Origin of the sequence: Pseudomonas sp. stari2 (genome assembly GCF_040760005.1) — a bacterium.
Lineage (GTDB): Bacteria > Pseudomonadota > Gammaproteobacteria > Pseudomonadales > Pseudomonadaceae > Aquipseudomonas.
In genome coordinates this window covers 411,246-435,412 of the sequence record NZ_CP099760.1, presented here as the reverse complement: position 1 = coordinate 435,412, position 24,167 = coordinate 411,246, and the positions used below count along the sequence as shown (strand labels likewise).

22 protein-coding genes and 1 tRNA gene are annotated in these 24,167 nt (G+C 61.6%); 2 read left to right on the top strand and 21 right to left on the bottom strand.

Translation table 11 applies throughout. The annotated features are described in order from the left end of the window. Positions 1-16 precede the first annotated feature (16 nt). The 3 genes from NH234_RS01910 to gabD form a co-directional block, all read right to left on the bottom strand. On the bottom strand, positions 17-1,228 hold the full coding sequence (locus tag NH234_RS01910) for a response regulator (RefSeq protein ID WP_085733390.1): 1,212 nt from the start codon (positions 1,226-1,228) through the stop codon (positions 17-19). Between the two features lie 140 nt (positions 1,229-1,368). Beyond that, positions 1,369-2,646 carry a 4-aminobutyrate--2-oxoglutarate transaminase gene (gene gabT, locus NH234_RS01905; RefSeq protein WP_085733391.1) on the bottom strand — a complete coding sequence of 426 codons (1,278 nt, stop codon included), beginning with the start codon at positions 2,644-2,646 and terminating at the stop codon, positions 1,369-1,371. Positions 2,647-2,832: 186 nt separating this feature from the next. After that, positions 2,833-4,275 (bottom strand): NADP-dependent succinate-semialdehyde dehydrogenase, encoded by a 1,443-nt coding sequence (gene gabD, locus NH234_RS01900; protein WP_085733392.1) that lies wholly within the window; start codon positions 4,273-4,275, stop codon positions 2,833-2,835. Positions 4,276-4,719: 444 nt separating this feature from the next. Between gabD and NH234_RS01895 the strand changes: the two genes are divergently transcribed. Further along, positions 4,720-4,796: transfer RNA gene (locus NH234_RS01895), tRNA-Arg, on the top strand. 66 nt (positions 4,797-4,862) lie between these two features. On the opposite strand, the gene NH234_RS01890 is transcribed toward NH234_RS01895, so the two are convergent. From NH234_RS01890 to NH234_RS01815, 16 genes are all read right to left on the bottom strand, one after another. Continuing rightward, on the bottom strand, positions 4,863-5,132 hold the full coding sequence (locus NH234_RS01890) for a hypothetical protein (RefSeq protein WP_256576049.1): 270 nt from the start codon (positions 5,130-5,132) through the stop codon (positions 4,863-4,865). A gap of 20 nt (positions 5,133-5,152) precedes the next feature. Continuing rightward, positions 5,153-5,764, bottom strand: a complete 612-nt coding sequence (locus tag NH234_RS01885) for a hypothetical protein (protein ID WP_367255515.1) — start codon at positions 5,762-5,764, stop codon at positions 5,153-5,155. Then, positions 5,761-6,342: an RNA polymerase sigma factor gene (locus NH234_RS01880; RefSeq protein WP_367257111.1), complete on the bottom strand. Its 582-nt coding sequence runs from the start codon at positions 6,340-6,342 to the stop codon at positions 5,761-5,763. Before NH234_RS01880 ends, NH234_RS01885 begins: the two co-directional genes overlap by 4 nt. Before the next feature lie 29 nt (positions 6,343-6,371). Next, positions 6,372-8,063, bottom strand: a complete 1,692-nt coding sequence (locus tag NH234_RS01875; protein ID WP_367255513.1) for a von Willebrand factor type A domain-containing protein — start codon at positions 8,061-8,063, stop codon at positions 6,372-6,374. 88 nt (positions 8,064-8,151) lie between these two features. Next, positions 8,152-8,712 carry a YbhB/YbcL family Raf kinase inhibitor-like protein gene (locus tag NH234_RS01870; RefSeq protein ID WP_085733396.1) on the bottom strand — a complete coding sequence of 187 codons (561 nt, stop codon included), beginning with the start codon at positions 8,710-8,712 and terminating at the stop codon, positions 8,152-8,154. 103 nt (positions 8,713-8,815) lie between these two features. Beyond that, on the bottom strand, positions 8,816-9,346 hold the full coding sequence (gene pgaD / locus NH234_RS01865) for a poly-beta-1,6-N-acetyl-D-glucosamine biosynthesis protein PgaD (protein WP_085733397.1): 531 nt from the start codon (positions 9,344-9,346) through the stop codon (positions 8,816-8,818). After that, positions 9,343-10,698, bottom strand: coding sequence for a poly-beta-1,6-N-acetyl-D-glucosamine synthase (pgaC, locus tag NH234_RS01860; RefSeq protein WP_085733398.1), 1,356 nt, complete (start codon positions 10,696-10,698; stop codon positions 9,343-9,345). The genes pgaD and pgaC overlap by 4 nt, the downstream gene beginning before the upstream one ends. A 1-nt stretch (position 10,699) precedes the next feature. Next, entirely contained in the window at positions 10,700-12,697 is a 1,998-nt protein-coding gene (pgaB, locus tag NH234_RS01855; protein WP_367255511.1) for a poly-beta-1,6-N-acetyl-D-glucosamine N-deacetylase PgaB, read from the bottom strand. A 12-nt stretch (positions 12,698-12,709) separates the two neighbouring features. Beyond that, entirely contained in the window at positions 12,710-15,193 is a 2,484-nt protein-coding gene (gene pgaA / locus NH234_RS01850) for a poly-beta-1,6 N-acetyl-D-glucosamine export porin PgaA (RefSeq protein WP_367255509.1), read from the bottom strand. Positions 15,194-15,451: 258 nt separating this feature from the next. After that, positions 15,452-16,963, bottom strand: a complete 1,512-nt coding sequence (locus NH234_RS01845) for a YdgA family protein (RefSeq protein ID WP_367255507.1) — start codon at positions 16,961-16,963, stop codon at positions 15,452-15,454. A gap of 199 nt (positions 16,964-17,162) precedes the next feature. Then, complete coding sequence (locus NH234_RS01840; RefSeq protein WP_085733402.1) at positions 17,163-17,798, bottom strand: NADH:ubiquinone oxidoreductase subunit N; 636 nt, start codon at positions 17,796-17,798, stop codon at positions 17,163-17,165. Positions 17,799-17,891: 93 nt separating this feature from the next. Beyond that, positions 17,892-19,334, bottom strand: coding sequence for an efflux transporter outer membrane subunit (locus NH234_RS01835; protein WP_367255505.1), 1,443 nt, complete (start codon positions 19,332-19,334; stop codon positions 17,892-17,894). Continuing rightward, on the bottom strand, positions 19,331-20,218 hold the full coding sequence (locus NH234_RS01830; protein WP_085733404.1) for an HlyD family secretion protein: 888 nt from the start codon (positions 20,216-20,218) through the stop codon (positions 19,331-19,333). The genes NH234_RS01835 and NH234_RS01830 overlap by 4 nt, the downstream gene beginning before the upstream one ends. Then, complete coding sequence (locus NH234_RS01825) at positions 20,215-20,424, bottom strand: DUF1656 domain-containing protein (protein WP_007957657.1); 210 nt, start codon at positions 20,422-20,424, stop codon at positions 20,215-20,217. Before NH234_RS01825 ends, NH234_RS01830 begins: the two co-directional genes overlap by 4 nt. Next, entirely contained in the window at positions 20,421-22,484 is a 2,064-nt protein-coding gene (locus NH234_RS01820; RefSeq protein WP_367255502.1) for an FUSC family protein, read from the bottom strand. Before NH234_RS01820 ends, NH234_RS01825 begins: the two co-directional genes overlap by 4 nt. Continuing rightward, complete coding sequence (locus tag NH234_RS01815) at positions 22,481-22,909, bottom strand: MarR family transcriptional regulator (RefSeq protein WP_085733406.1); 429 nt, start codon at positions 22,907-22,909, stop codon at positions 22,481-22,483. Before NH234_RS01815 ends, NH234_RS01820 begins: the two co-directional genes overlap by 4 nt. Positions 22,910-23,094: 185 nt before the next feature. On the opposite strand from NH234_RS01815, the gene NH234_RS01810 reads away from it, so the two are divergent. Further along, the gene (locus tag NH234_RS01810; RefSeq protein ID WP_367255500.1) at positions 23,095-23,295 is read left to right on the top strand and encodes a hypothetical protein; all 201 of its coding nucleotides are present in this window, start codon (positions 23,095-23,097) and stop codon (positions 23,293-23,295) included. A gap of 9 nt (positions 23,296-23,304) precedes the next feature. Here the strand turns inward: NH234_RS01810 and NH234_RS01805 are convergent, their stop codons facing one another. Both NH234_RS01805 and NH234_RS01800 read right to left on the bottom strand, forming a co-directional pair. Further along, positions 23,305-23,550 (bottom strand): DUF2789 domain-containing protein, encoded by a 246-nt coding sequence (locus NH234_RS01805; RefSeq protein ID WP_085712632.1) that lies wholly within the window; start codon positions 23,548-23,550, stop codon positions 23,305-23,307. Positions 23,551-23,678: 128 nt separating this feature from the next. After that, positions 23,679-24,140, bottom strand: coding sequence for an aminoacyl-tRNA deacylase (locus NH234_RS01800; RefSeq protein ID WP_085712631.1), 462 nt, complete (start codon positions 24,138-24,140; stop codon positions 23,679-23,681). Positions 24,141-24,167: the final 27 nt, after the last annotated feature.

Sequence of the window (24,167 nt, the reverse complement as noted above, 5' to 3'; positions counted from 1 at the left end):
TGATGCGGGACGAGCGCTATTTGCGCATCCGCATCAGCTCCGGCAACCCGATCTTGAGCAAGCGCGCCGTGCGACTCTTCGCCAGCTCCTCAACACCCTCGTGCTCGGTCAGCCGTGCCATCTGCGCCGCCATGTTCATCACCAGCGCTTCGCGGGAGTACACCCCGCCACCGAGTTGGTAGACCGAGGCAATCAGCTCGCGCAGCTCCAGTGGCAGGCGCCAGCGGGTGCGCAATGCCGAACCGTAGGCGGCACCGAACTCCGCCAGCGCATCACCGACTTCTTCCAGTTCATCCAGCTCGCCGCCGGCCTGCTTCCACTCCTGCAAACAACGCAGCAGTGCCAGATCGCCGAGACGATGAAGCATCCCGGCGCAATAGCAGCGCTCCTGATCCAGATCGAGCAGACGCGCCAGAGTACGCGCGTATTCAGCGGTGTGCAGCGACAGGCCCCAATAGCGCTCCGCGTAGTCCGCCAGGCACGGATCGCTGAGTCTGGCGCTGCGCTTGAGCGCCAGGCCAAGAATCAGGTTCATGCTTTGCCCGGTGCCCAGGCGATGCAGCGCCTGGGCCAGTGTCTGCACAGCCGCGCCGTGGTGCTGAGCGGCGCTGTTGGCCGCTGCGATCAACACCGCAGTGATCTGTGGGTCGGTGCGGATTTCCTCTTCCAGCAGCTTCAGATCCAGCCCATTGGGGTGGAGGCTGCGTTTGACCGCCACTTGCACGTCGGTCATCAATGGCGCGCCGTCGGCCTGCTCGCGACGACGCTCGAGGAACACCGACAGGGTCATGCCCGGCGCCAGTGCAGGCACTTCGCAGAACACTTCCTCGCCGGCATTGAGCAGCAGCCCCTGCAAACGCTCCGTCAGGCTTTCCATGTTCAGGGGTTTGGCCAGATAGGCCGTCGGCGCCAATGGCAGGGCTTCGCGCACGCTGGCGCTGTCGTTGCGGCTGCTCATCAGAATGAACGGCAGCGGCGGATTGCGTTTACGCTGGCGGACACTGCGCAACACGCTCAAGCCATCGACACCGGGCAGCTCCCAGTCAACGATGGCCAGGTCATAGGGCACTTCGCCGAGCAGAGACATCGCCTCCTGACCATCGGCGCACAGATCCAGCCGCGCATCGCAGCGTACGTTGAGCAAAACTTGTTTGAGCAGGTCACGAGACCATGGGTCGGCCTCGGCAATCAGGACCCGGGGTACAGCGGGTAATTCGACGGCAGTCATGCTCGCCCTCCCTTGCAATGCTTGAACCTTAGCCAATGCTGGCGTTTCGGTACAACCTGAAAACCGCGCAAGTGTTTCCCGGGCATGAAAAAACCCGCCGAAGCGGGTTTTTTGTCGATCCGATCACACAGTGCCCGGGCTTACAGCTCCGAGAAGCACTCTTCGATGATCGCCAGACCTTTGTCCAGTTGCTCGTCAGGCGAGGTCAGCGGAACCAGTACGCGCAGAACGTTGCCGTAGGTGCCGCAGGACAGCAGGATCAGGCCCTTGTCGCGTGCCTTGGCCACCACCGCTGCTACGGCAGTAGGGTTTGGCTTGTGGCTGTCGCCGTTTTCGAACAGCTCGACCGCGATCATGGCGCCCAGGGCACGGACTTCGCCGATCACCGGGTACTTGGCCTGGATGGCCTTCAGGCCGGTGACCAGACGCTCGCCGACAGCCTTGCTGCGATCCAGCAGTTTTTCTTCTTCGAACACTTCCATCACGGCCAGGGCCGCGGCGCAAGCGATCGGGCTACCGGCGTAGGTGCCGCCCAGGCCGCCTGGAGCGATGGCGTCCATGTATTCGGCCTTGCCGCAGACACCGGCCAGCGGGAAGCCGCCAGCGATGGATTTGGCGAAGGTGGTCAGGTCGGCGGCAACGCCCATCTGTTCCATGGCGAAGAAAGTGCCGGTACGGCCAGCGCCGGTCTGCACTTCGTCAGCAATCAGCAGGATGCCGTGCTGGTCGCACAGGGCGCGCAGACGCTTCATGAATTCTTTCGGCGCGACGTAGAAACCACCTTCACCCTGCACAGGCTCGATGATGATCGCAGCGATGTCTTTCGGCTCGGCGTCGTTCTTGAAGATGCGTTCAATGGAAGCGATCGAGTCGTCGATGCTCACGCCGTGCAGCTCGTTCGGGTACAGCGCGCGGAAGATGCCACCTGGCATCAGGCCCATGCCGGCCGAGTAAGGCACGACTTTACCGGTCAGACCCAAGGTCATCATGGTGCGACCATGGTAAGCGCCGGTGAAAGCGATCACGCCAGCGCGGCCGGTGGCGGCACGAGCGATTTTCACGGCGTTTTCAACGGCTTCGGACCCGGTGGTCACCAGCAGGGTTTTCTTGGCGAAGTCGCCCGGTACGCGAGCATTGATTTTTTCGCACAGCTCAACGTACGGCTCGTAGGCCAGTACCTGGAAGCAGGTGTGAGTCAGCTTGTTCAGCTGTTCGGTCACGGCGGCGATGATTTTCGGGTGCACGTGGCCGGTGTTCAGCACGGCGATACCGCCGGCGAAGTCGATGAATTCACGACCTTCAACGTCGGTCACGGTCGCGTTCTTCGCGGACTCGGCGAAGATCGGGTGAATCTGGCCAACACCACGTGGAACAGCGGCGGTACGGCGGGCCATCAAGTCAGCGTTAGTCTTGCTCATTACAGTCCTCATTCACCGCTCATCGGGCGGCGTGGTTCAAGGATTAAGCGGGAGGAATCGGCGGTGGCAGCATGCGATGATCGACTGCCACGGCGTTCCCGGCCGCAGAGAAAATTCCGGTTTGAAACGACGCAAAGGGACAGCGCTCTCGTGCCCTTTGCGTTTACAGCGATCTACTACCGAGGCTTAGATGCCCAGGCAGAGGTATTTGATTTCCAGGTAATCTTCGATGCCGTACTTGGAGCCTTCACGGCCCAGGCCCGAAGCCTTGATGCCGCCGAATGGCGCGACTTCGTTGGAGATCAGCCCGGTGTTGACGCCGACCATGCCGTACTCCAGGGCTTCAGCCACACGGAACACACGGCCCAGGTCGCGAGCATAGAAGTAGGAAGCCAGACCGAACTCGGTGTCGTTCGACATCGCGATCACTTCGGCTTCGTCTTTGAAGCGGAACAGCGGCGCTAGCGGACCGAAGGTTTCTTCCTTGGCCACCGCAGCGTTTTTCGGCACGTTGGTCAGGATGGTCGGCTCGAAGAAGTTGCCTTCCATCTGCTTGCCACCGGCCAGCACGGTTGCGCCTTTGGCAACGGCGTCAGCAATGTGCTCTTGCACCTTGGCCACAGCTTTCTCGTCGATCAGCGGGCCAGTGGTGGTGCCATCTTCCAGACCGTTGCCGATCTTCAGTTTGGCAACGGCGACTTTCAGCTTCTCGGCGAAGGCGTCGTAGACCGAATCCTGAATGTACAGACGGTTGGCGCAGACGCAGGTCTGGCCGTTGTTGCGGTACTTGGAAATGATCGCGCCTTCGACTGCCTTATCCAGGTCCGCGTCGTCAAACACGATGAACGGTGCGTTGCCGCCCAGTTCCAGCGAGACTTTCTTGATGTCCTTGGCGCATTCCGACATCAGCTGACGACCGATTTCGGTCGAGCCGGTGAAGGACAGTTTGCGCACGATCGGGTTGCTGGTCAGCTCGCTGCCGATGTCGCCGGCGCTGCCGGACACCACGCTGAACACACCTTTAGGGATGCCGGCGCGCTGGGCCAGTTCGGCCAGGGCGAAAGCGGAAAACGGGGTTTGCGATGCAGGCTTGAGCACCATGGTGCAACCGGCGGCCAGGGCCGGGCCTGCTTTACGGGTGATCATCGCCGCCGGGAAGTTCCACGGGGTGATGGCGGCGGTCACGCCGATCGGCTGCTTGATCACGATCAGGCGCTTGTCCGGCTGGTGGCCCGGAATCACGTCACCGTAGATGCGCTTGGCTTCTTCGGCGAACCACTCGATGAACGAAGCGGCGTAGACGATTTCGCCCTTGGCTTCGGCCAGTGGCTTGCCCTGCTCCAGGGTCATCAGGCGAGCCAGGTCTTCCTGGTTCTCGATGATCAGCTCGAACCAGCGACGCAGTTTGCCTGCACGCTCCTTGGCGGTCAGTGCACGCCAGGCCGGCAGCGCCTTGTCGGCGGCTTCGATGGCACGGCGGGTTTCGGCAGCGCCCATTTTCGGCACGGTGCCGAGGATTTCGCCGGTGGCCGGGTTGTTGACCTTGATCGTCTGACCGTTGTCCGCGTCGACCCAAGCGCCATCGATGAAGGCTTGCTGGCGGAACAACTGGGTGTCTTTAAGCTGCATGTCGGCTTTCCTTAACAGCACCGCGGCCAGCGCGGAGCAAAATTATGATTGTAGAAAGGCGCCTCGCAAGGCTGCCGTCAGGGAAATCATTCACCGGGCTGAAGCACCTGAAGAGTGCACGGTTGCAAACACGTGCGGCTCGGCACCCGATCAAAGAGCGTTTGAAATCTCAAACGGATCGTAGGATCAAAGGGGGTAAAGGACAATAGGTCGTTCGAAAAAAAGAACAAAAACACCGCTTTTGCCGGACTTTTCAGATCAACGAGCAGCAAGCCTGCGCCGCAACGAAACCTTAGTTCAGTCCCGCCAAAGCGCCAAGCGAGCCTTTTGCAGGACGTTACAGCTTTATGGAATGCAGCGCTTTCCACCGACACGCGCACTGACAATCAGCGCCAAAACCCGGCATGGACGCCCCGAGCCGACCTAGGTATGATGTCGCCCGCTGCACCAGTAGCTCAGCTGGATAGAGTACTGCCCTCCGAAGGCAGGGGTCGTGGGTTCGAATCCCGCCTGGTGCGCCATGAACAGAAACGAAAAAGCCTCAGGCCGTAAGGTCTGGGGCTTTTTTGTGGGTGCTGACTGGCGACTCACTCCGTCGTCCAGTCAAACTCGTCGTATTCATCATTGTCTTCGTCGTCCTCGATCAACTCATCATCAAGAACGTCTTCCTCCAGATCTTCTTCCGCCTGCTTCGCCAGAAGAAATTCCTTACGACTCTCGGTCACTGCTCGCCGCAGTTCCTCACCCTTCACCGGGCAGTTGAGCATTTGGGCGATGCGGTCGATTTTTTGGGCCACGGCATCCTCCAGCGCATCGGCAATGGCCTGATAGTGCGCGTTTTTGCGGGGCAATGCCAAATGGCTGAGAGATCACCCGGTCAGTTCTGACGGATTTGTTCAAGGCGCAGGTCCAGATTCACGCTCGGGTAACGCTTGTGCAGATTGTTGTACAGGGTATCGGCAGCCTGTGATTGACCGGATTCGCGCAGGCGCAAGACTTCGCGCAGTTGCTCGTCGAGGCCATTGGCCGGGGCAGCGGCGCGTTTGCTGACTTTGGCTTCGTCAGCCCTGTCGGCGCTGATCGACTCGCTTTGCATCGGTGCAGCCATTTCCGTCATCGGAGCGGGCGCGGGTGCGGACAGCGCGCCAGCAGGGCCTGACAACGTCCGGGATTCAATGGCCTCCTTGCGGGCCAGTGGCGCAGCAGGTTTGGCGGCAGGAGCGAAATCGTAATGAGCCACGGGTTCCGGGGCGCGTTGCACCAGCGCCAGCATCAGCGCGATGCCGACCAGACTGGCGAAAGCTACCTGGTAGCGAGGTCTCTGACAGGCCTTGAGCCAGCGCTGCCACAGGCTCGGCTTCAGTGCCGGGATCTGGCGATGCGCGGCGTTGAGAATCAGCGCGTCGAGAGTCGCCGGCGGTTCGCCGTGCTGTTGCTCGCGATAATGCTTGAGCAGTTGCTCTTCGGGTGTCTGGCGGGTGTCCGTCATGTCAGTACCTCCTCGGCCAGCAGCCGACGCAGTTTGTGCTGGGCGTAGCGCAAGCGGCTCTTGACGGTTTCCAGCGGTGTTTCGGTGAGGCTGGCGATTTGCGCCAGGTCGAGGTCACCGTGGGCGCGCAGCAGGAACACTTCGCGCTGGTCGGCAGGCAGGGTTTGCAGCGCGCTGTCCAGGCGCAGGCTGTCGCGGCTGAGGCTCAGCAGTTGTTCGGGGTCGCTCGCATCGTCACTGACCGCATGGGTCTGTTCGTCGTAGCTGTCATGCAACGGCTGATGGGCGCCGTGTTTGCGCCAGTGATCGATCAGACGGTTGCGGGCAATCTGGAACAACCAGGTACGAAAAGTCGCCCGACCTTGTGGCTGACTGGCGCTGCGGATCAGGCTCAACCACGTTTCCTGATACACCTCTTCGGCCAATTCCGGCTTGCCGCTCAAACCGAGCAGAAAACGGTACAGGCTCTGGCGGTGGCGGGCGTACAAGATCTCGAACGCCTTGCCGTCGCCCTCGCGATAACGGGCCAGCAGCGATTCGTCGCTGCTGGCCTCAAGGCTGTCTGCGCTGGCAAACAGCTGGCTGATAAACCCCTTCAGGCGGCTCACTATTCAACCCGTCGCTCGTTTGGCAGCGCATTGGAGGCGGTCGAAGTCCGCAAGCTCTGCGCCAGTTCCACCAGTTGCACGAACTCGTTGCGCAGGCCGAAGCGGTCATCGCCACGGGCACCTCGGGCCAACGCTTCGGTGTCTTTGAGGCTGAAGTCACCGGTGTAGCGGCCGTCCTTGAGTTGCTGGGAAAACGCAGCGACGGCGGCGGCGAATCTCAGGTCTTCGCTGGCCGGCACAACTTGGCCGGCAATCGGCCGCTCGATCAGCAGACTTTTCCCACCTTCAGGCTTTTGATATCGCACACGCAGCATCGCCAATTCTCCGCTCTTCCCGGAAACAGCCGGCTCCGACTTACCGTAGCGCAGCGGTTCCAGCCAGCCCTTCTCGCCTGTCGGGACAATTTCATACAGCGCGGTCACCGTATGCCCTGCACCGATTTCGCCGGCATCGACCTTGTCATTGCTGAAATCCTCACGCTTGAGCGCGCGATTTTCGTAGCCGAGTAGCCGGTATTCGCTGACCTGCGCCGGGTTGAATTCCACCTGCAATTTGACGTTTTTCGCCACCACGGCGAGGGTCGAACCCAACTGATCCACCAACACCTTGCGCGCCTCGCGCAGGTTGTCGATGTAGGCGTAGTTGCCGTCACCGGCATCCGCCAGTTGTTCCATCAGGTGTTCATTGTAGTTATCCACACCGAAACCCAAGGTGGTCAGGGAAATCCCGGTCTTGCGTTTATCCACAGCCATTTGCTTGAGGCTGTCGAAGTCGCTGACGCCGACGTTGAAGTCACCGTCGGTGGCCAACAGGATGCGGTTGATGCCTTTGGGAATGAAGGCTTGTTGCGCCATTTGGTAGGCCAGCTCGATGCCGGAGGCACCAGCGGTCGAGCCTCCCGCAGTCAACTGCTCGATGGCTGTGCGAATTTTCGCTTTTTCTCGTCCGGAGGTTGGCTCCAGTACGACTCTGGATTCGCCGGCATACACCACCAGCGAAACGCGATCCTGCTCGCGCAGTTGATCGACCAGCAGCTTCAGGGTGCTTTTGACCAGCGGCAGCCCTTCGCGACGGTCCATCGAGCCGGACACATCCACCAGAAACACCAGGTTGGCCGGGGCCAGCTCCGCCACCGCGCGGTCGGACGCCTTGATACCAATGCGCAGCAGACGGGTGTGCGGGTTCCAGGGCGACGCGGCCAGTTCGGTGGTCACGCCGAACGGCGATCCGTCAGTGGGCAACGCGTAGTCATAGGGAAAATAATTGACCATCTCCTCCAGCCGAACCGCGCCTTCCGGCGGCAGGCGTCCCTGATTCAACAGACGGCGGACATTGGCGTAGGCGCCAGTATCCACATCGGCACTGAAGGTCGAAACGGGCGTTTCGGCAACGCTGTGGATCGGATTATCCGCCAGGGTTTCGTATTGCTCACGCGGCTCGGTGCGATAGTCCTGTGGATAACTTTCCCCGGCCGGCATCGGTGCAAAACTGGCCATCGGCGCCACCAGCGCGCTGCGCTTGGCCAAGGAGTGATCGGCCATGACCACTTCTTGCTGCACCACGGGTTTCGAGGGGAGCTGCGCCGGCGGCAGTACGGCAGCGGATTCCGGACTGGAGGAAATGCCGCAACCGGCGACGGCCAACAGCATGCCGGCAGCAAGGGGTCGCAGAAGCGTCGATGGAAGAGACATGGGGGCTGACCTCGAGGAAGAATTGATCCATTCAACCTCTGAGACGGACAGCCCTTTCAGTCCGGGTTAAACGCCGCCGAAAATTTTTTCAGCGGTGATAACGCCGCACTGCACTGCTGTTGCGCAGCACATGGCCTTTGATTTTTTCCAGCAGTTGGGCGCGAGTCAGACCGGCCGGCAAGGCGTCGGGGGCCAGGTCCAGGGCATAGATCTGAATGATGTAGTGGTGCGCACTGTCGCCGGTCGGCGGGCACGGGCCGACATAGGTGGTCGTGCCTTTGCTGTTGGTGCCACCCAGGCCTTCGAAGGTCGGCTTGGTGCCAATCCCGGCCGGGATCTGCCGGGTCGTGGCCTTGATGCCGTAGTGAACCCAGTGATCGACGCCGAGGCCTTTCTGGCCGTCCGGATCGTGCATCACGATGGCGTAGCTCTGGGTCGCGGCCGGGCCAGCGTTCCAGCTCAACGCCGGCGACTGGTTCTTGCCGCCGCAACCGGCGGCGTCACTGGCTGCCGCCGCGGTGAACAGACGGTTGTCCGAAACACCGGGAATGCTGAGGGTGAAGCGCTCCTGGGCCTGCGCGGGAAACTGCACGCAAAGGGCGACGGCAACGGCCGCCAGCCAAGGGTTGAGAGAGGTCAATCGGGTCATTCCGGGAGCACCTTGTGCAGTTGGGCCGTCTTCGGCCTGCAGACTATAGCTGTACCGTTCGTGCCGTGGCAGTGGCAAATGACGCCCATTGGTATCGCCGCGCTTACAGACGGTTCACCGGCTCACGATTATCGTCGTCTTCGGCATGCAGAAAAATCACCCGCGGATGCTCCAGCGGCGCCAGCGGCGGCGGCAATTCCGCCTGCTCCACCGGCCACAGGTGCGGCACCACATGGCTGACATCCCCGTCCTGATTGTTGTGGATAGTGATGACACCCGGACTGCGAAGTTTCTGCAGGCGGTCATCGCACAGCTTGAAGCTTTTGCTCAGGCCATCATCGTCGACCACCGGAGCCGCCAGGCGACGCTGAGCAAAACTTCGGCTCTTGCGCTGTTGATAACGAGCCCAGGAAATCAGGATGACGGCGTTGACCAGCGCCACCCACAGGTAGATCTGCAACGTTCCCAGCGCTTCGAATGCCGAGTTGTCGATGCGCGGCCCGCCGGCATGGGTTTCGATCAGCGGCCACAGCCCGCGCACCAACAGATACAGCAGGCCAACCCAGGCCAGCACCGTGAGGATCACATCGACCACCACCAGGAATGGTCGCTGGCGGGTCCGGATGATTTTCATTTGATGACCTCCTCTTCGTCGTCCCCGACGGGTTTGATACCCCGGTCCGGGCTGACCCAACGCGCACGCTTCTGATGCTGGCCGAACAGCACCTTGGGAAAACTGACCAGCGTGGTCAGCAGGCTGATGAACCAGAACACCAACGGATACCAGACCACCCAGAACATGGTCTTGCCCAGACCTGGCTCGTAGCGCCGGTCGATGATGATGCTGACCGCGAACTGCACCAGGCAGACAAAGGCCAGCAGCAGCCCGGTAAACGCCGGCGGCATCAGGTGATGCACGGCGATCGCTTCAGGCATGACCATGAACTTGCCCATCACCCAGAAAATCACCGACAACAGGAAAGTGAACGCCCACCCGGTCGACAGGCAGTATTCGAACAGCAGCGGCCACAGGTAACGGTGACGGTACTGCCAGATGCCGCGAATGTTCTTGAACAGCACTTCGGCACCGCCCTGGGCCCAGCGCAGGCGCTGTTTCCACAGCCCGCCCAGGGTTTCCGGCATCAGGATCCAGCACAGAGCGCGGGGCTCGTAGAAGATGCTCCAGTGGTCCAGTTGCAGTTTCCAGCTGATGTCGATGTCTTCGGTGATCATGTCCGGGCTCCAATAGCCGACCCGGTTTAATGCCGTGCGGCGGAACGCGACGATCACACCCGACACAGTGAAGATCCGCCCGAACACCCGCTGGGTGCGCTTGATCAGCCCGATGATCGACGAGAACTCGCCGACCTGGACCCGCCCGACCAATGTCGAACGCGTGCGGATTCGTGGGTTGCCGGTTACTGCACCCAACCGTGCGTTGTCGAGCATCGGTGCCACAAGGTAAGCAGCGGTGTTCGGCGCCAGCAGCGCGTCACCGTCGATGCACACCAGATATTCGCTGCGCGCAGCGATGGCGCCCATGCGCAGGGCCACGGCCTTGCCCTGGTTTTCCGCCAGGTGCAGTACCCGCAGCCGTGGGTCTTCCTTGGCCAGCGCATCCAGCACTTCGGCGGTGTTGTCCTTGGAACCGTCGTTGATCGCGATGACTTCGATGTTCGGGTAATGCTGGGCCAGCGCCGCGTGAATGGTGTCGGCGGCGTTGTCGCCCTCGTTGTAGCAAGGAATCAGGATCGAAATCAGCGGTTCGCCTTCCAGCGGCGGCGGCAGCGTGTCGTCCTTCCACGGCCAGTGCCGCTCCCAGTGCAGCCAGAAATACAGGCCACCGGAAATCCACAACCCGGACATGAACAGCGGGTAGAAAAACACGAAGTCCATCAGGAATTGCCCGGTGACCAGGAAAATCAGCCCCAGCGGGACGCCGAGGACGATCGCCAGAACAAGCAGGGCCAGCAGTCTATCCAGCATGTCATGGGTTCCATTTGTTGGAGAGCGCAGGCCGCACGGTTTTCAGGTCCGGCAGGTTCTCGAGGAAGTTGTCCGGGTAGTAGCCGAAACTCGTCGCGCCCTGACGCTTGAGGCGGCCCATCCAGTCGGCCAGTTGTGCACCGTCGATATCGGCCTGGTCTTTTTTCGTCCAGTCCCGGGCCTGCAATTCGAACACCGTGCGATCGAGCGCACCGGGACGCTGTTTGATCTTCGCCACCAGTTCTTCGAGCCACGGACCGGATTGCGCATGGGTCTGTTTTTCCATGAGCGGCATGGCCATCGGCGCCGTCCAGTCGTAGCTCACGAGGAAGTCGTCAGGGTTCTGTGCGAACCATGCTTCGCTCTCGGGGTTTAGAATCGGTTCGGCGAAGATGTTGCGTGCAGTGAGCACTTGCGGGCCACGAATCGCGCGGACCTTGGCGGTCAGTTCGTTGGTGAAGTCGATCAGATAACGGCTCTTGAACCGGGTCCAGCGCTGCATGGCCGCCGGATCATCACGCAGGGCGGCAATCGAGCCCGGCAGACCATGAGCAACATAGGCCTTCAACGCTTCGGGACTGGCGTCTTCGAAATCCGACAGCACGGCGTCGTCGTGGTAGAGAATGCCGTCGACCGAGGTCAGGCGCGCCACGTCTTCGTAGATTTCACCGATGATCCGTCGCACTTCGGGGTCGAAGGGCGACAGTCGCTTGTACTGATCCGGGTCGACCGACGTGGTGCCGGTCTTCGGATCCCAGCGCGTGACCCGTGGCAGTTTCGAGTCCAGCGCAAAGCTCAGCACCGGCATCCAGGCGAACACTTTCACGTGAGCCCGGGTACGCAGTTGCCAGGCGACACGGTCAAAAATATCGGCACGCACCGGCAAGTGGCGGTTGGGGAAGTACATCGAATGCACCAAGCCATCGCCCTTCGGGTCGGCGAAAGCTTGCAGGAATACGGTGTTGGCGCCCATGTCGGCCATGCGCTGGATCAGCTTGCCGAGGTTGACTTCCTGTTGCGCCGGGTCCGGGTCATAAACATTGTCCAGGTCTACGTGCACCACACGCATGGGAGAGTCGGACTGCACCGCTACGATGCTGTTGGCAAAGTGCTCGCCATCCGGGTCAGACGCAACCAGGAACCGAGGGCTGCTCATCAGGTTGTCGAGGGCATCGAGACCGTCATCGAGGGTCAGGGCCATTTCGTAGCCCTGTTCGCCGACCACGGTCAGCGAAGTACCGTCCGCCGTGCCGTAGGGCCAGACCCAGACCCGTGGTTTCTTGCCAGTGGCCTTACGGATCTTTTCCGAGATGGTGGCCACGTCGGTGCGGATACGTGCCTGGAAATCCGCTTCGGACTCATAGCGTTTGGTCACAGGATCATAACGCCGGGTCGCGGCCGCCGGCTGCAGGTTGCCTTGCGGGTTGGCGAGGATGCCTTTGTGGCTGGCGTCGGTGTGGGCAGCGATTTCCACCAGGCCGGATTGCGAGATTTCCCGTATCTGATCCCAGGTCAGAAAGTCGGAGCGCTGACGCGGGGTACCGGCGAAATCCACCGGCTGATTCAGCGGTGTGTCGATCCAGACGCCGACCGGCGCCAGCAGTGCATGCCAGTTATAGGCGCGCAGCACTGGCAGCACGCGGGTATAGAAGCTGGCATAACCATCGTCGAAGCTGAGCAGGATCGCCTTGGGCGGCAGTTCCGGCCCGCCCTTGCGCGCGGCCATGATCTGATCGACCGTCACCGGCTTGTAGTTGTTTTCCCGCAGCCACGCCAGTTGCTCGATCATGCGCTCGGTACGCACCGCCACCACGGCCTGATCGGGATCACGATCCTCGACGTCGTGATAGGCGATACCCAGCACGTGGTTTTTCGGCCATGGTTTTTCATTGGCCGCCACCGGGCGCTCGGACGGCGGCGCGAAGGCCGGAGCTTGCTGGGCGCAAGCGCTGACCAGCAGCACTCCCAGCAGAAGGATGAAACGCGAAATAAAAGGCATCTTCAAACTCTTCTAGAAGCGGAAAGTGAGGTCGACGAGCAGACGCAGATCAGTTTCCCGGTCACCGTCGTAGGGCCGGTTGATCACACTGAACAAACCGCCCACCTCGAACACGTCGTTCCAGGCATAGCGCTGGCCGTAGCCCAGCAACGCCATGCCGCCGGTGCCGTGGTCACGCTGGCTGTACGTACCCGCACCAGCCTGGAACTGCTGGCTCCAGGAGGTTTCGTAGCGGTGGTAGAGCACGTGGTTGACGTTGACCGTCGGCATCACGCTGAAGTCCGCCTTCGGGTTGTAGTAAGGCACGTCTTCGGAATTGGAGTTGTGGCTGGTGGCGACTTCCAGGCCGGCGTCGACCTGCACATGAGTGGTGCTGTAGACGCTCTCGCGCCCGGTCAGCAAGGCTTCGACGCGGTTGTTGCCGTCGCTGAAGTGCGACGGGCTGACCGACAGTTTCCATTCGCGGCTTTCATTGGCGCGCCAGCGAATGAAGCCGCTGCCGCCGTTGGCCTTGATGTTGCTGTTCAACGCGCGCAGCGGGGTGTCGGCCGACAGGTATTCAAGACTGCCGCCGTACTGCCAGTTGTCGTTGATATCCCGGGCAATCGCCAGACGGGCGCCCTGCTTGTCACCATAACCGTAGGAATGGTTGGAGACTTCCGCTTCAAGGGTCATGTCACGGGTGCGTCGCTCCAGACCGACACGCTGGAAGCGGTGGTTGCCGGTGCCCTCGGCAAAATCACCTGTGGCGTAACCGATTCCGGCAAACACTCGCCAGTCTTCATCGATCGGCGGGCTGTACAACGTGCTCTGGATGCCGAAGTCCCGGCTGCCGCTGACCGCGCCGGCATTGCCACCGCTGCCGCCATTGGCCTTGCCGCCGTAGGCTTCGACGCGCAGCTCGGACATGTCATGCACTTCACGCTCGCGTGCAGCGCGCTGCACCTGACGGTTGTCCGGGAAACGCTCGACGACGTCGTCGGTCAGGGCATCCATCTGCCGCCACTCCTGAAGCGTCATGGCGGTACGGGCCTGAGCGACTTCCAGGCCCATGTCTCGCGTTACCGCGCTCTCGACTTCCTTGAGCTGGCTTTCGGCGCGACGGGGCCATTGGCGGGCCAGGTACAGATCGGCCTGGGACAGGCGCAAACCGACATTGCCTGGCGCCTGATCGACCAGCGTCTGCAAGCGATCCTCGCCGTGGGGCAGGTCCGCGCCGTAGGTGCCGGCGGCCTGGGCCGACAGCAGTTGGGCGTCCATCCAGTCGTCGCTGGGGTTGCCGATCGGCAGCCCCTTGAGTTCGACGCGCGGTTTCTCGTTTTTGGCCAGGTCTTCGGCGACCTTGCGTGCCTCTTCCGCCCGGTCGCTTTCCAGCAACGAGTAATACAGCGCGGTGGTGTCTTCGAGGCGATCACCGGCATCCGCGTCCGGTGCCGAGAGCACCTGGCGATACAGGTCGGTGGAGACTTCCGGTTGCCGCTGGTCCAGATAGGACGCGGCCACCCAGCGCAGGGCGTAGGTCGGAATCTTCACGCCTTCGGCTTGTAGCTTCTGGTATTCGGTAATCACGTCGGCGGTGCGCGCCCGGGCCTTGAGAGCGCCCATGCGGTCGATGCGCCAACGGGTCACGTCATCGTGGGCACTGGCGTCAGGGGTCCAGGTGGCGAGCAGTTTGTCGTAGTCGCCCAACGCGCGGTCGGCGATCACATAACGTTCTTTTTCGCTGCGGGTGGCGAATTCGGCGAGGCGCACGCGTTCGGCAGCCAGGTCGCCTTCGAGGCGACGCAAGGTCACTGGATCGATCAGCCCCGGACGCTGGTTGGCCAGGCGCAGTGCTGGCTCGGGCAGACGGGCCTTTTGCAGGGCCACCACGTATTCGCGGGCGACTTCCGGTTTGTTGCCGGCACGAGTGAAGGCCTGATCGTATTCGAACAGTGCGTCGTATTGTTTGCCGGCGCGGGTCAGGGCGTAGCCCAGTGCTAGACGGCGGGATGGATCGTCGGGCTTGGCGGCAACCAATGCCTTGGCGCGGGTCACGGCCTCATCGGGTTTGCCGGAATCAGCCTGAGTGAGCGCCAGCCCCAGTTGCAGGTCGGCATTGTTCGGCTCCAACGCCAGGGCCTTGTTGTAGACCTCGGTGGCCTGATCCCAACGTTTGAGATTGCGATAGGCCCGGGCGGTGGCGGTCAGGGCCTGAACAGGCAGGACACGGTTGCGGCCCTCGGTTTCATAAACCTTGACCACTTCGGCATCGAGCCCGGCCCAACTGGCGATTTGCAGGTGATCGCTGACCTGTCCCGCCGTGGCCTGGGCCGGCGGCACCTGACGCAAAGCGGTCAGCGCGGGCGTGTAATGCCCTGCCCGGGCATCGAGCACCATTTGATCGTAGGCCGTATCGGCCAACGCTAGCACCGGCCAGAGCAACTGGCTGCACAGCGCGACTCGAAACAAAGGGCGTAAACCACGATGTAATACGGGAACATCAGTACGCGGCATTCGTCAGCATCCTTACATGGCCAGCCGGGTAGCTACGCCCCCCCTTGCCCGATTCATGACGGAGGCCAAGTCAGAATCACTTGGCCAAGCTAATCCAAGCAGTCTTGCACGCTAGCGTAGACCAATATTCAGAACACAATATTTGTTCAGATTCGTGACCGGAAACGCTGGCGCGCGCCGCAAACGCAGATCCCAGACAGCAAAACGCCCGGCGTCTGCGGGAAGCAGAGGCCGGGCGTTGAGGTGTAGCGTGGGGTTTTACTGTTCCTGGCTGACGCTGACGCCGGCAAATTTGCTCATCAGGAAACCGACGAACTGCTCGACCGTCATTTTCTGGCCGTTGAACTCCACCTGATTGGCGGCGTAATGCAACTTGGTCGTCACATTGGTGCCATCCAGCGTTGCCAGTTGCGAACCCACGGCCATGCCGGAGAACATGTCGGCGGCGGCGCTGGCCTGGTCAACGATGGCTTTGGCATCGGTCTGACCGTCGATCTGGGCCTGTACGCTGAGCAGATCCACCAGCATCGGCTTGGACACTTGCACATTGAGGTCAAGCAGCGCGATCAGCTGTTTGCCCAGTTGATCCGGCGGCAGGTCCATCGAGGCCGGTTTGGTCAGGTCGAGCACCAGGTTGGCGCGGCTTTCACCGTTGGCGGTTTTCAGCGACAGGTCTTCCAGCGCCAGTTGCGGGCCGGCCGCCAGCAGTTTCTGCATGTCAGCCTTGACCTGGGCGGACTCGGCTTCGGTCAGGTTCAGCTCTGGCGCCGGCAGGCCGGCGGCGGTGGCTTCAGCGGCGGCTTTCTCATACGGCTGCAACTTGGTCTGGTAGATCTGCATCAGCGACAGGGCCGACGGGATGTCCAGGTTTTTCAGGCTCATGGCCAGATTGGCCGAACCGATTTTCTTGTCGTTGAGGGTCACTTCACCGATTTTGTAGTCGGCACGACCGGAAGCGTTCGTGCCGTTTTCTTCGGTGAGGTTTTTCATTTCGAAGTTCTTCACGCCCAACACGGACTGCTTGGCGCCGAAGGTGGTCTTGCTGCTGGTCAGTTCCAGGGTGTTGTCGCCGGTGTAGTAGCCGTAGCTGCTCTTGGCGAGGTTGCTGGCCAGGGTCAGGCCGTTGAGTTCGATCTGCACCGGCGCTTGGTCTTCAGCCACGGTGGTCAGGTGCAGGCTGTCCATGTAGCCATTGGCCTTGACCTTCTGCGCCTGAGCACTGGCGGAGATATCCATGTTCAGACCGGAGAATTTCAGGCTCGACTGCTCGTCCAGTGCTGTTTCCAGTGGCGGCAGTTCGATGTTGCCGGTCGTGGACTGGTCGTAGCCGATGTTGACCACGCCCTTCAGCGGCGTAGCGCCCTTGGTGGCAGCGAACCATTTTTCGGTGATCGGGGTCTTTTCCAGCTCGTAGTGACTGGTGGCCATGACCGGCAACCACTTCAGCGAAACCAGACGCGAGAAAGGCAGCGGGCCGTGTTCGATGTGGTCGACGAAAAGCAACTCGACCGGCGCTTCACCGAACATCTCGCCTTCGCCCTTGAGGCGATAGTGCGCGGTGCTGCTGAAGGTGTGACGCTCCAGCGAGACCAGCTCCAGCGACGCACTGCCGTTGGAACCAGCCATGGCGGTTTGCAGCTCTTTGTTGGCGTCGACGACGGCGTTGTTGAGCACGCCTTCGATCTTGGTGCCGGTGTACCAGGCCCCGCCGACGCTGATGGCGCCGATGGCAACAACAATTCCGAGAAGCACGCCTGCTGATTTATTCATGAATGACCTGATCGATTTCCGTGGCTGAAGGTGTGGTCGTCTTCCGTGAACCCGTGACCGGGCCGTGGTTCGACTCCGCTGAATTTAGCGGAGGAGATTAGCACTGGCAGAGCGGGGCGGCCCAATGTTTAAAGGTTAAAGAGTGTCCACGGGACATGGACAAACAAAAAGATCGCCGGGTTCGGCGATCTTTTCGGGATCAGGAATATTGGACCTCGATCTCATCGAGCTGATGATCGAAGCTCTTCAGGCGCGCGGTCCAGGTGTACACGAGCACCTCGAAATCCCGGTCGATTACCGCCCCGCCCGGCCCGTCGTTGCGTGGGTCGCAGAAGTCCAGTTGATAGCGCTCGCGGGCCATGGCCGTGGCCACGTCGGACAGTTCACGGGCGTTGTTCAGCCAGTGCCAGCCGTCATCGGCGACTTGCCTGTCGAGTTCCAGGCATTGTTTTTTCAGGGCTTCAAGGCTTTTTTCCAGCGGGGTGCCGGTGAGTTCGCCCATGACTTCGGCAAAGGTGCGGCCCGGTTGCCAGTAGCTACCCCAGAAGTAACGGTCAAACACGGTTTCGACTTTGCGTAGCGCGACTTTGGTGTCCCAGATCAGCAGCAGGGTCTTGCTTTGTTCAAGCTGTCTTTTCTTGAGCTTTTGTACTTGCACCAACGACCAGGCCACCACAACGATCGCCATCACTGCGATCAACGCGGTCGCGCTGTCGAGGAAGACCATCGCCTTGTCGATCTGATGGGCCAGCATGATGCCGTAGAAATAGGTGGCCGACAGTAGCACCAGTGCGACCAGGGCGCACCAGAAGCCGAGAGCGTAAGGGTTTTTCATTATTGGTTTCCCCTAGACCTGCGCTAGCAATGTGCACTGAAAAGGCGCCTTGCTCAGGGCGCCCCTCCAACACTTCAAAGCATAGCAACGGCCTCAGGGTTTGCTGGCACTCGAGGCTTGCGTTCGTCCGCTTTCCCAACCGCCGCCGAGGGCGAGGAACAAATCGATCTGGCTCATGGCAACCTGGGTGTTGGCGGCGGCCAGTTGCGCGGTGACGTCGGTGTAGGTGCGGGTGGCTTGCAGATCGGCGAGGAACGACTCGCGGCCCGCCTGGAAGAAACGATGGGTCTGGTCGGCAGCCAGCTTCGCCGACTGCTCGGCATCGGCCAGGGCATCGCGGCGTTGCAGCAGCGCGGTGTACTGGGCCAGACCGGTCTGGGTTTCACGAATGGCGTTGAGCACCACCCCGTCGAAATGGGCCAAAGCGCCCTGGGTCGAGGCTTCGGCTTCGCGGATACGTGCCCGGGCGCCGTTGGTCGGCACCTTCCAGCTCAGCGACGGGCCGAAGCCCCAGCGGTTGGTCGACGGGTCGCCGAGGTCGGAGACAATACCGACAGTACCGATGGTCGCGCCGATGCTGATGTCCGGGTACAACTCGCCGGTGGCGATGCCGATGCCGGCGGTCGCGGCGGCCAGGCGACGCTCGGCCTGGCGGATGTCAGGCCGACGCTTGAGCAGTGCAGCGCCGTCACCGACCGGCACCAGTTGGGCGATTTTTGGCAGTTCGGCGCAGGTCGCGGTGCCGGCCGGCAATTGATCGACCGGTTTGGCCAGCAGCATCGACAGACGGAACAGCCCGGCCTGACGCGCCGCTTCATAGCGCGGCATGTCGGCGCGCAAGGACTTGAATTGGGTCTGCGAGCGGGTGACCTGGGTTTCGTCCCCGCGCCCGGCATCGCGCAGACGCTGGATCAGCGTGGTGCTCTGGGATTGCAGGTCGAGGGAGTGCTGAGCGATTTCCCGTTCTTCGTTGGCCGCGCAAACCTGGGTGTAGGCCCGAACCACGTCCGCCACCAGGGTGATGCGTGCGGTGTCGGCGGCGGCCTGGGTCGCATCGGCATTGGCTTTCGCTGCTTCGATCCCGCGCTGCAAGACGCCCCACAGGTCGAACTGATACGAGGCGCTGATGCCGATGTCGGCGACGTTGGCCACCGGGACCTTCTCCGGCAACAGGAATGCCTGACCGGATTCCTGCAAGCGCTGGGCGCCCATTTTCACGCCGCCGCTCCAGCCACCGGCCGCCTCGGCCTCATCGACCTGGGCACGGGCCCGCGACAGGTTCGCCGCCGCCACCCGCAGATCGGTGTTGGAGGCCATGGCTTGCTGCACCAGTTGATCCAGACGCGGATCGCGATACAACCGCCACCAGTCCGCCGGCACGGGAGTAGAAACCACAGGCTTGCCGGCCACCGCCAGACCGCCCTGAAAATCCTTGCGCTGAATCGCCGCATCACCCGGCAGGTGATAGTCCGGCCCGACCATGGAACAGGCCGACAGCATCACGCCCAGACCGGCGATCATCAGGGCCCTGCTCATTTCGCGGGCTCCTGCTGCTGATCGTCGATGATCGACACGGTGGCAGTACGCCCGGCGATCATGCGGAAGTCATCCGGCACGTCGTCGAAGGCGATTCGCACCGGAATCCGCTGGGCCAGACGCACCCAGCTGAAGGCCGGGTTGACGTTGGGCAACAGGTTGCTGCCGCTCGAACGGTCACGATCTTCGATGCCGGCGACGATGCTTTCGACATGCCCGCGCAAACGGGCGCGGTCACCGATCACGCGGATATCCACCGACTGACCGATGTGGATACCGTCGAGTTTGGTCTCTTCGAAATAGCCGTCGATGTGGAACGAGTTGCTATCGACTACCGACAACACCGGACGCCCGGCGGTGACGAACTCTTGCGCGCGCGGCGCACGGTCGTTGACGTAGCCGTCCACCGGGCTGCGAATTACCGAGCGGTCGAGGTTGAGCTGGGCGCTGTCCACCGTCACCAGCGCTTCGGCCAGTGCCGATTGCGCACGAGCGACTTTCGACTGGCTTTCTTCCAGCTGTTCGGCGGGCACCAGATTGCCCAGGCCACGGTTACGCTTGGCTTCACGCTGGGCCTGAGCCAGGGTTTCTTCGCGGTCAGCAACGGCTGCCTTGGCCTGACGCAACGCCAGTTTGAAACGGTCCTGATCGATGCTGAACAGCACCTGGCCACGTTTCACCAACTGGTTGTCCTTGACCTCGACCTGCTGGATCAGCCCGGACACGTCCGGGGCGATCTGCACGATATCGGCGCGAATGTGGCCGTCGCGGGTCCAGGGCGCGAACATGTAATACATCACCATGCGCCAGACCACGACGACGGCGAAAGCCACGATCAGCAAGGTCAGCATCACGCGACCGATAGTCAAAAACGGTTTTTTCATGTCATCAGGTATCGACTGAGTGAGTCCACGCCGTACAGCATCACGGCGTAGAGGGCCACGTTGAACAATGCCCGGTGCCAGACCAGACGGTAGAAATGCAGGCGTGTGAGCACGCCGTGTACCAGCACGAACAGCACATAAGTGATGCCCATCAGCACCAGCAGGGTCGGCAGGAAGATGCCGCTGATGTCCAGGTCACCGATCATAGGGGCGCTCCTTCGGGCAGCGGTTCTTCGGGCTCGGCACTGGAGACGAATTCGACGCCGGGCAACAGCGCCAGACGCAAACCGCTCAAGGCGTGCAACAGGTGTAGTCGGGTTTCTTCATCGCCGTGACCATTGAGCGCACGACGGGTGCGGTCCATGGTCATCAGCAAGGCGCTGGGCGCCGGCAAGCGTTCGCCGGCCTTGAGGCAGGCGCGGAAATACTCGCCAACCTCGACCACCACTTGCTGCAACAACGCATTCGGCGCACCGGTCACCCGTGGGGTGTAGGCCAGCAGGTCGAGCAGGTTCAACCCCACCCGCACTTCGCGCATCGCGATGCCGGTGTCCTGCCTCGTCAACGCCAGACGCGGCAGATGCTGCATCAAGCGGTCGAGCAACTGCACGCCCAGTTGCCGGTGCTCGGCGAGGTTCGCCGGCTCGGTCATGCTGACGATGTCTTTCCAGCTGAAACGGGTCAGGCGCTTGGCCGCCAGTTCGGCGCCAAACGGCCGGGCGATCAGGGTCCAGATAAACGCGAACAACAGCCCCAATGGCCCCGCCAGGTTGGAGTTGGCGAACGCAAAGAAGTCGGCGTCGTAGGCACCCTGGATGCTGATAAATGACGAGGTGTTCACCAGCGTCAGCAACATGCCGAGGAAGAACCGTGGCTGCACCGTCAGGGTGCCGACGCAGATGAACGGGACGGCAAACGCCAGCACCAGCATCGGGAAGTCATGCAGGTTCGGCAGCACCAGAAACAGGTACAGGCTGGCGAACAGCACCGACATCCCGGTCCAGAAAAAGAACCGGTAGATCTGCGGAGCCGGGTCGTCCATCGAGGCGAAGAAGCTGCACGACACGGCGGCCAGAATCACCGCGCTGCCACCGTCGGTCCAGCCCAGCAGAATCCACAGCACCGAGGCGACAATGATCGCCAGAATGGTCGACGCCACCGAATACAGCATCAGCCCACGGTCAAGAAATGGCGTCAGGCGACCAAGGCGCCAGTGGCGGTAAACCGCGCGCCAGCTGTCCTGGCGTTCGCACAGGATCGCGTCCTGCAGACTGCGGCAGTCCTGCCACAGATCGATGAATTCACCGAGGCGGTACAGCGCGTTGGAAAACAGCAATTGTTTGCGGTCCTCCAGGGTTTCGGCGCTGGGTTGCAGGGCTTCGAGCTGATCCCGCAGGGCTTGCCAGCGGTCGAGATCAGCGTCTTTGTGGCCGAGCCATTCGCGGGTGGCGGCGAGCAGCGGCGCGAATTTTTCCACAAGCTCCGGCGTGCGCCGTTCGAGGGCATAGAGCGAATCGTCCAGGGCATCGATCACCGGTAGCAGATGGATCATCCGCCCGCGCAGCTCCTTGGTGTTGCGCACCGTTTGCGGCCGCGCGCCTTCGTGGGGCAACTGGCCGATCATCAATTCGAGGCTGTTGAAACTGCCGACCATGGCCATGCGCAGGGCCGCGACTTCTTCGGGATTCACGTCACGGCTGAGGAATTTCAGGCTGTAGGTGGTCGCATCGGCGAACCACTTGCCCACGGCATCGTTGAACACCGGCGCCAGGCGCCGGGGCCAGAACATCGCACCGACCACCGCCGCCACCGCGATGCCGAGGAAGATCTCTTCGGTCCGTGCCTCCGCGACATCCCACACAGCCAACGGGTTATCCACCACCGGCAGGGCGATCAGCGGCAAGGTGTAGCCGGCGAGCATCAACGCGTAGTTGTTGGCGGTGCGCAAATGCAGGGACAGGAACAGCAGAATCCCTGTCCACAGGGCGATGACCACTACCAGTACATAGGGACTCTGGACGAACATCGGCACGAACAGCACCGCCGCAGCGGCGCCGAGGAACGTACCGATCGCCCGATACAGCGCCTTGGAACTGGTCGGCCCGAGGAACGGGCTGGAAACGATGTACACCGTTGCCATCGCCCAGTAAGGACGCGGCATCTGCATCAGCAAGGCGATGTACAGCGCGATCATCGAGGCCGCGAAAGTACGGATCCCGTAGAACCAGTCCCGGGCCGGAGGAATGCCGGAAAAAAAGCCGTTCACGGATGGGTCACCGCTGGCGGGCTCGCCGCCTCGAAAGCTCTCAATACTCGAAGCGTAGCTTCCAGATCACTCTGGTCGATGCCTTCGAGCACTTCATTACGCAGACGCACCAGCTCGCCTTCCACCGCCTGCACCAGTTCGCGGCCGGTGTCGGTCAGGCTCAGGCATTTGGCGCGGCGATCCTGCGGGTCTTCAGTGCGGCAGACGTAGCCGGCGTGGCACAACTGATCGAGCAGCCGCACCAGCGAAGGACTCTCGATCCCCGCCGCCTGCGCCACCTGCACCTGATGCACACGCTCCCCCAGCCGCCCGATCATCAAGAGCGGGACCGCGCAGGCTTCGGAAATTCCATAGTTGACCAGCGTGGTCTGGCAGATCTTCCGCCAATGCCTGGCGGCCACCACCATGGCACTGCTGATGTTCATCTGGAGGGATTCGAGGTTGTTCGGCACGAAGGAATGCACACACTGTTAGTTTGCTAACTATCAATATGGCATTGGAGGGGAAATTCAGTCAAGTTTTGAAACAAAATGCTTTGAGCACAAGAAATGACCCTCGTTGAAACTGCGCCGACACCGACACCGACACCGACACCCGAGAGCACTGAACCATGACGATCAACTTCACGACAGAGAACCCGAATTCCGAAGAACATCCGATTGAACGTCTGCCCGATACATCTGCGTACGCGGCATTTTTAGAGCAAAAAGTCAGCATCGCCCGTAAGTCAATGGCCTCCGGAATCGGTTTATCCAATCTTGAGATTGAAGCGAAGTTCTCTTCCCTGAGAGCTATGACTGCCAAGGGATAGGTCCGATGATTACCCCGCCCGCCCCTTCCTCAACATCACATCCAGTTGATCCACCACCTCTGCCCAATCCGCATCGTCAAGAATCTCGTCCCGCAGGAAATCCGCCTGGCTTTTGGTCCAGAAAAACGCATCGCACAGGTGCAGTTCGGGCTTGAGCGGGGAATGGGTGGCGATGAACTGGTCGATGCTGACCGGGTCGTTGGGCAGGCCGAGTTGTTTGAACAGGGACGGGAGGCTGTGCGTCGGGTTTTCCATGGTTCTACTCCTTCGAAGACTCAGTGAATAAAACATTTCGCGAGCAAGCCACATTGCCACAGATTCATTGCAGAACCTGTGTGAGCGAGCCTGCTCGCGATTAGCGTCGACACAGACGCTGAAAACACCTACTGACTCAATTCCCGCACCTGCGCATGCGGCACCATTTTCAGGAACTCGGGCATGCTCATGTGCAGCAGGTTGTTGTGGTTGCCGGCCTCCAGGTAAATGTCTTTCTGCCGGGTCACCAGCGGGTCGATGACCATGTCCAGGCCATAGGAATCGCCAAGTGGCGGCACCGCGCCGCGTTCGCAATCATCGAACAAGTGCGCCAGGGTACTTTCGCGGGTGATCTGCCACTCGCCGCTGGTGCGCACTTTGCTCAAGTCCAGATGACGGCTGGCGGGCAGCACGGCCATCAGGTAATGCCCGTGGTGATCGTCGAGGATCACCGATTTGGCCACCCGCTCCGCCGGAATCCCCGAAACCCGCGCCGTTTCCAGGCTGCTGCTCGAGTGCGGATGGGAGACGACGTCGTATTGGCATTGCGCCCGGGTCAGGCTGCTTTGCACTTTTCTTGCCATACGCATGATGCACCTCGGTGCCCGCCGGACACT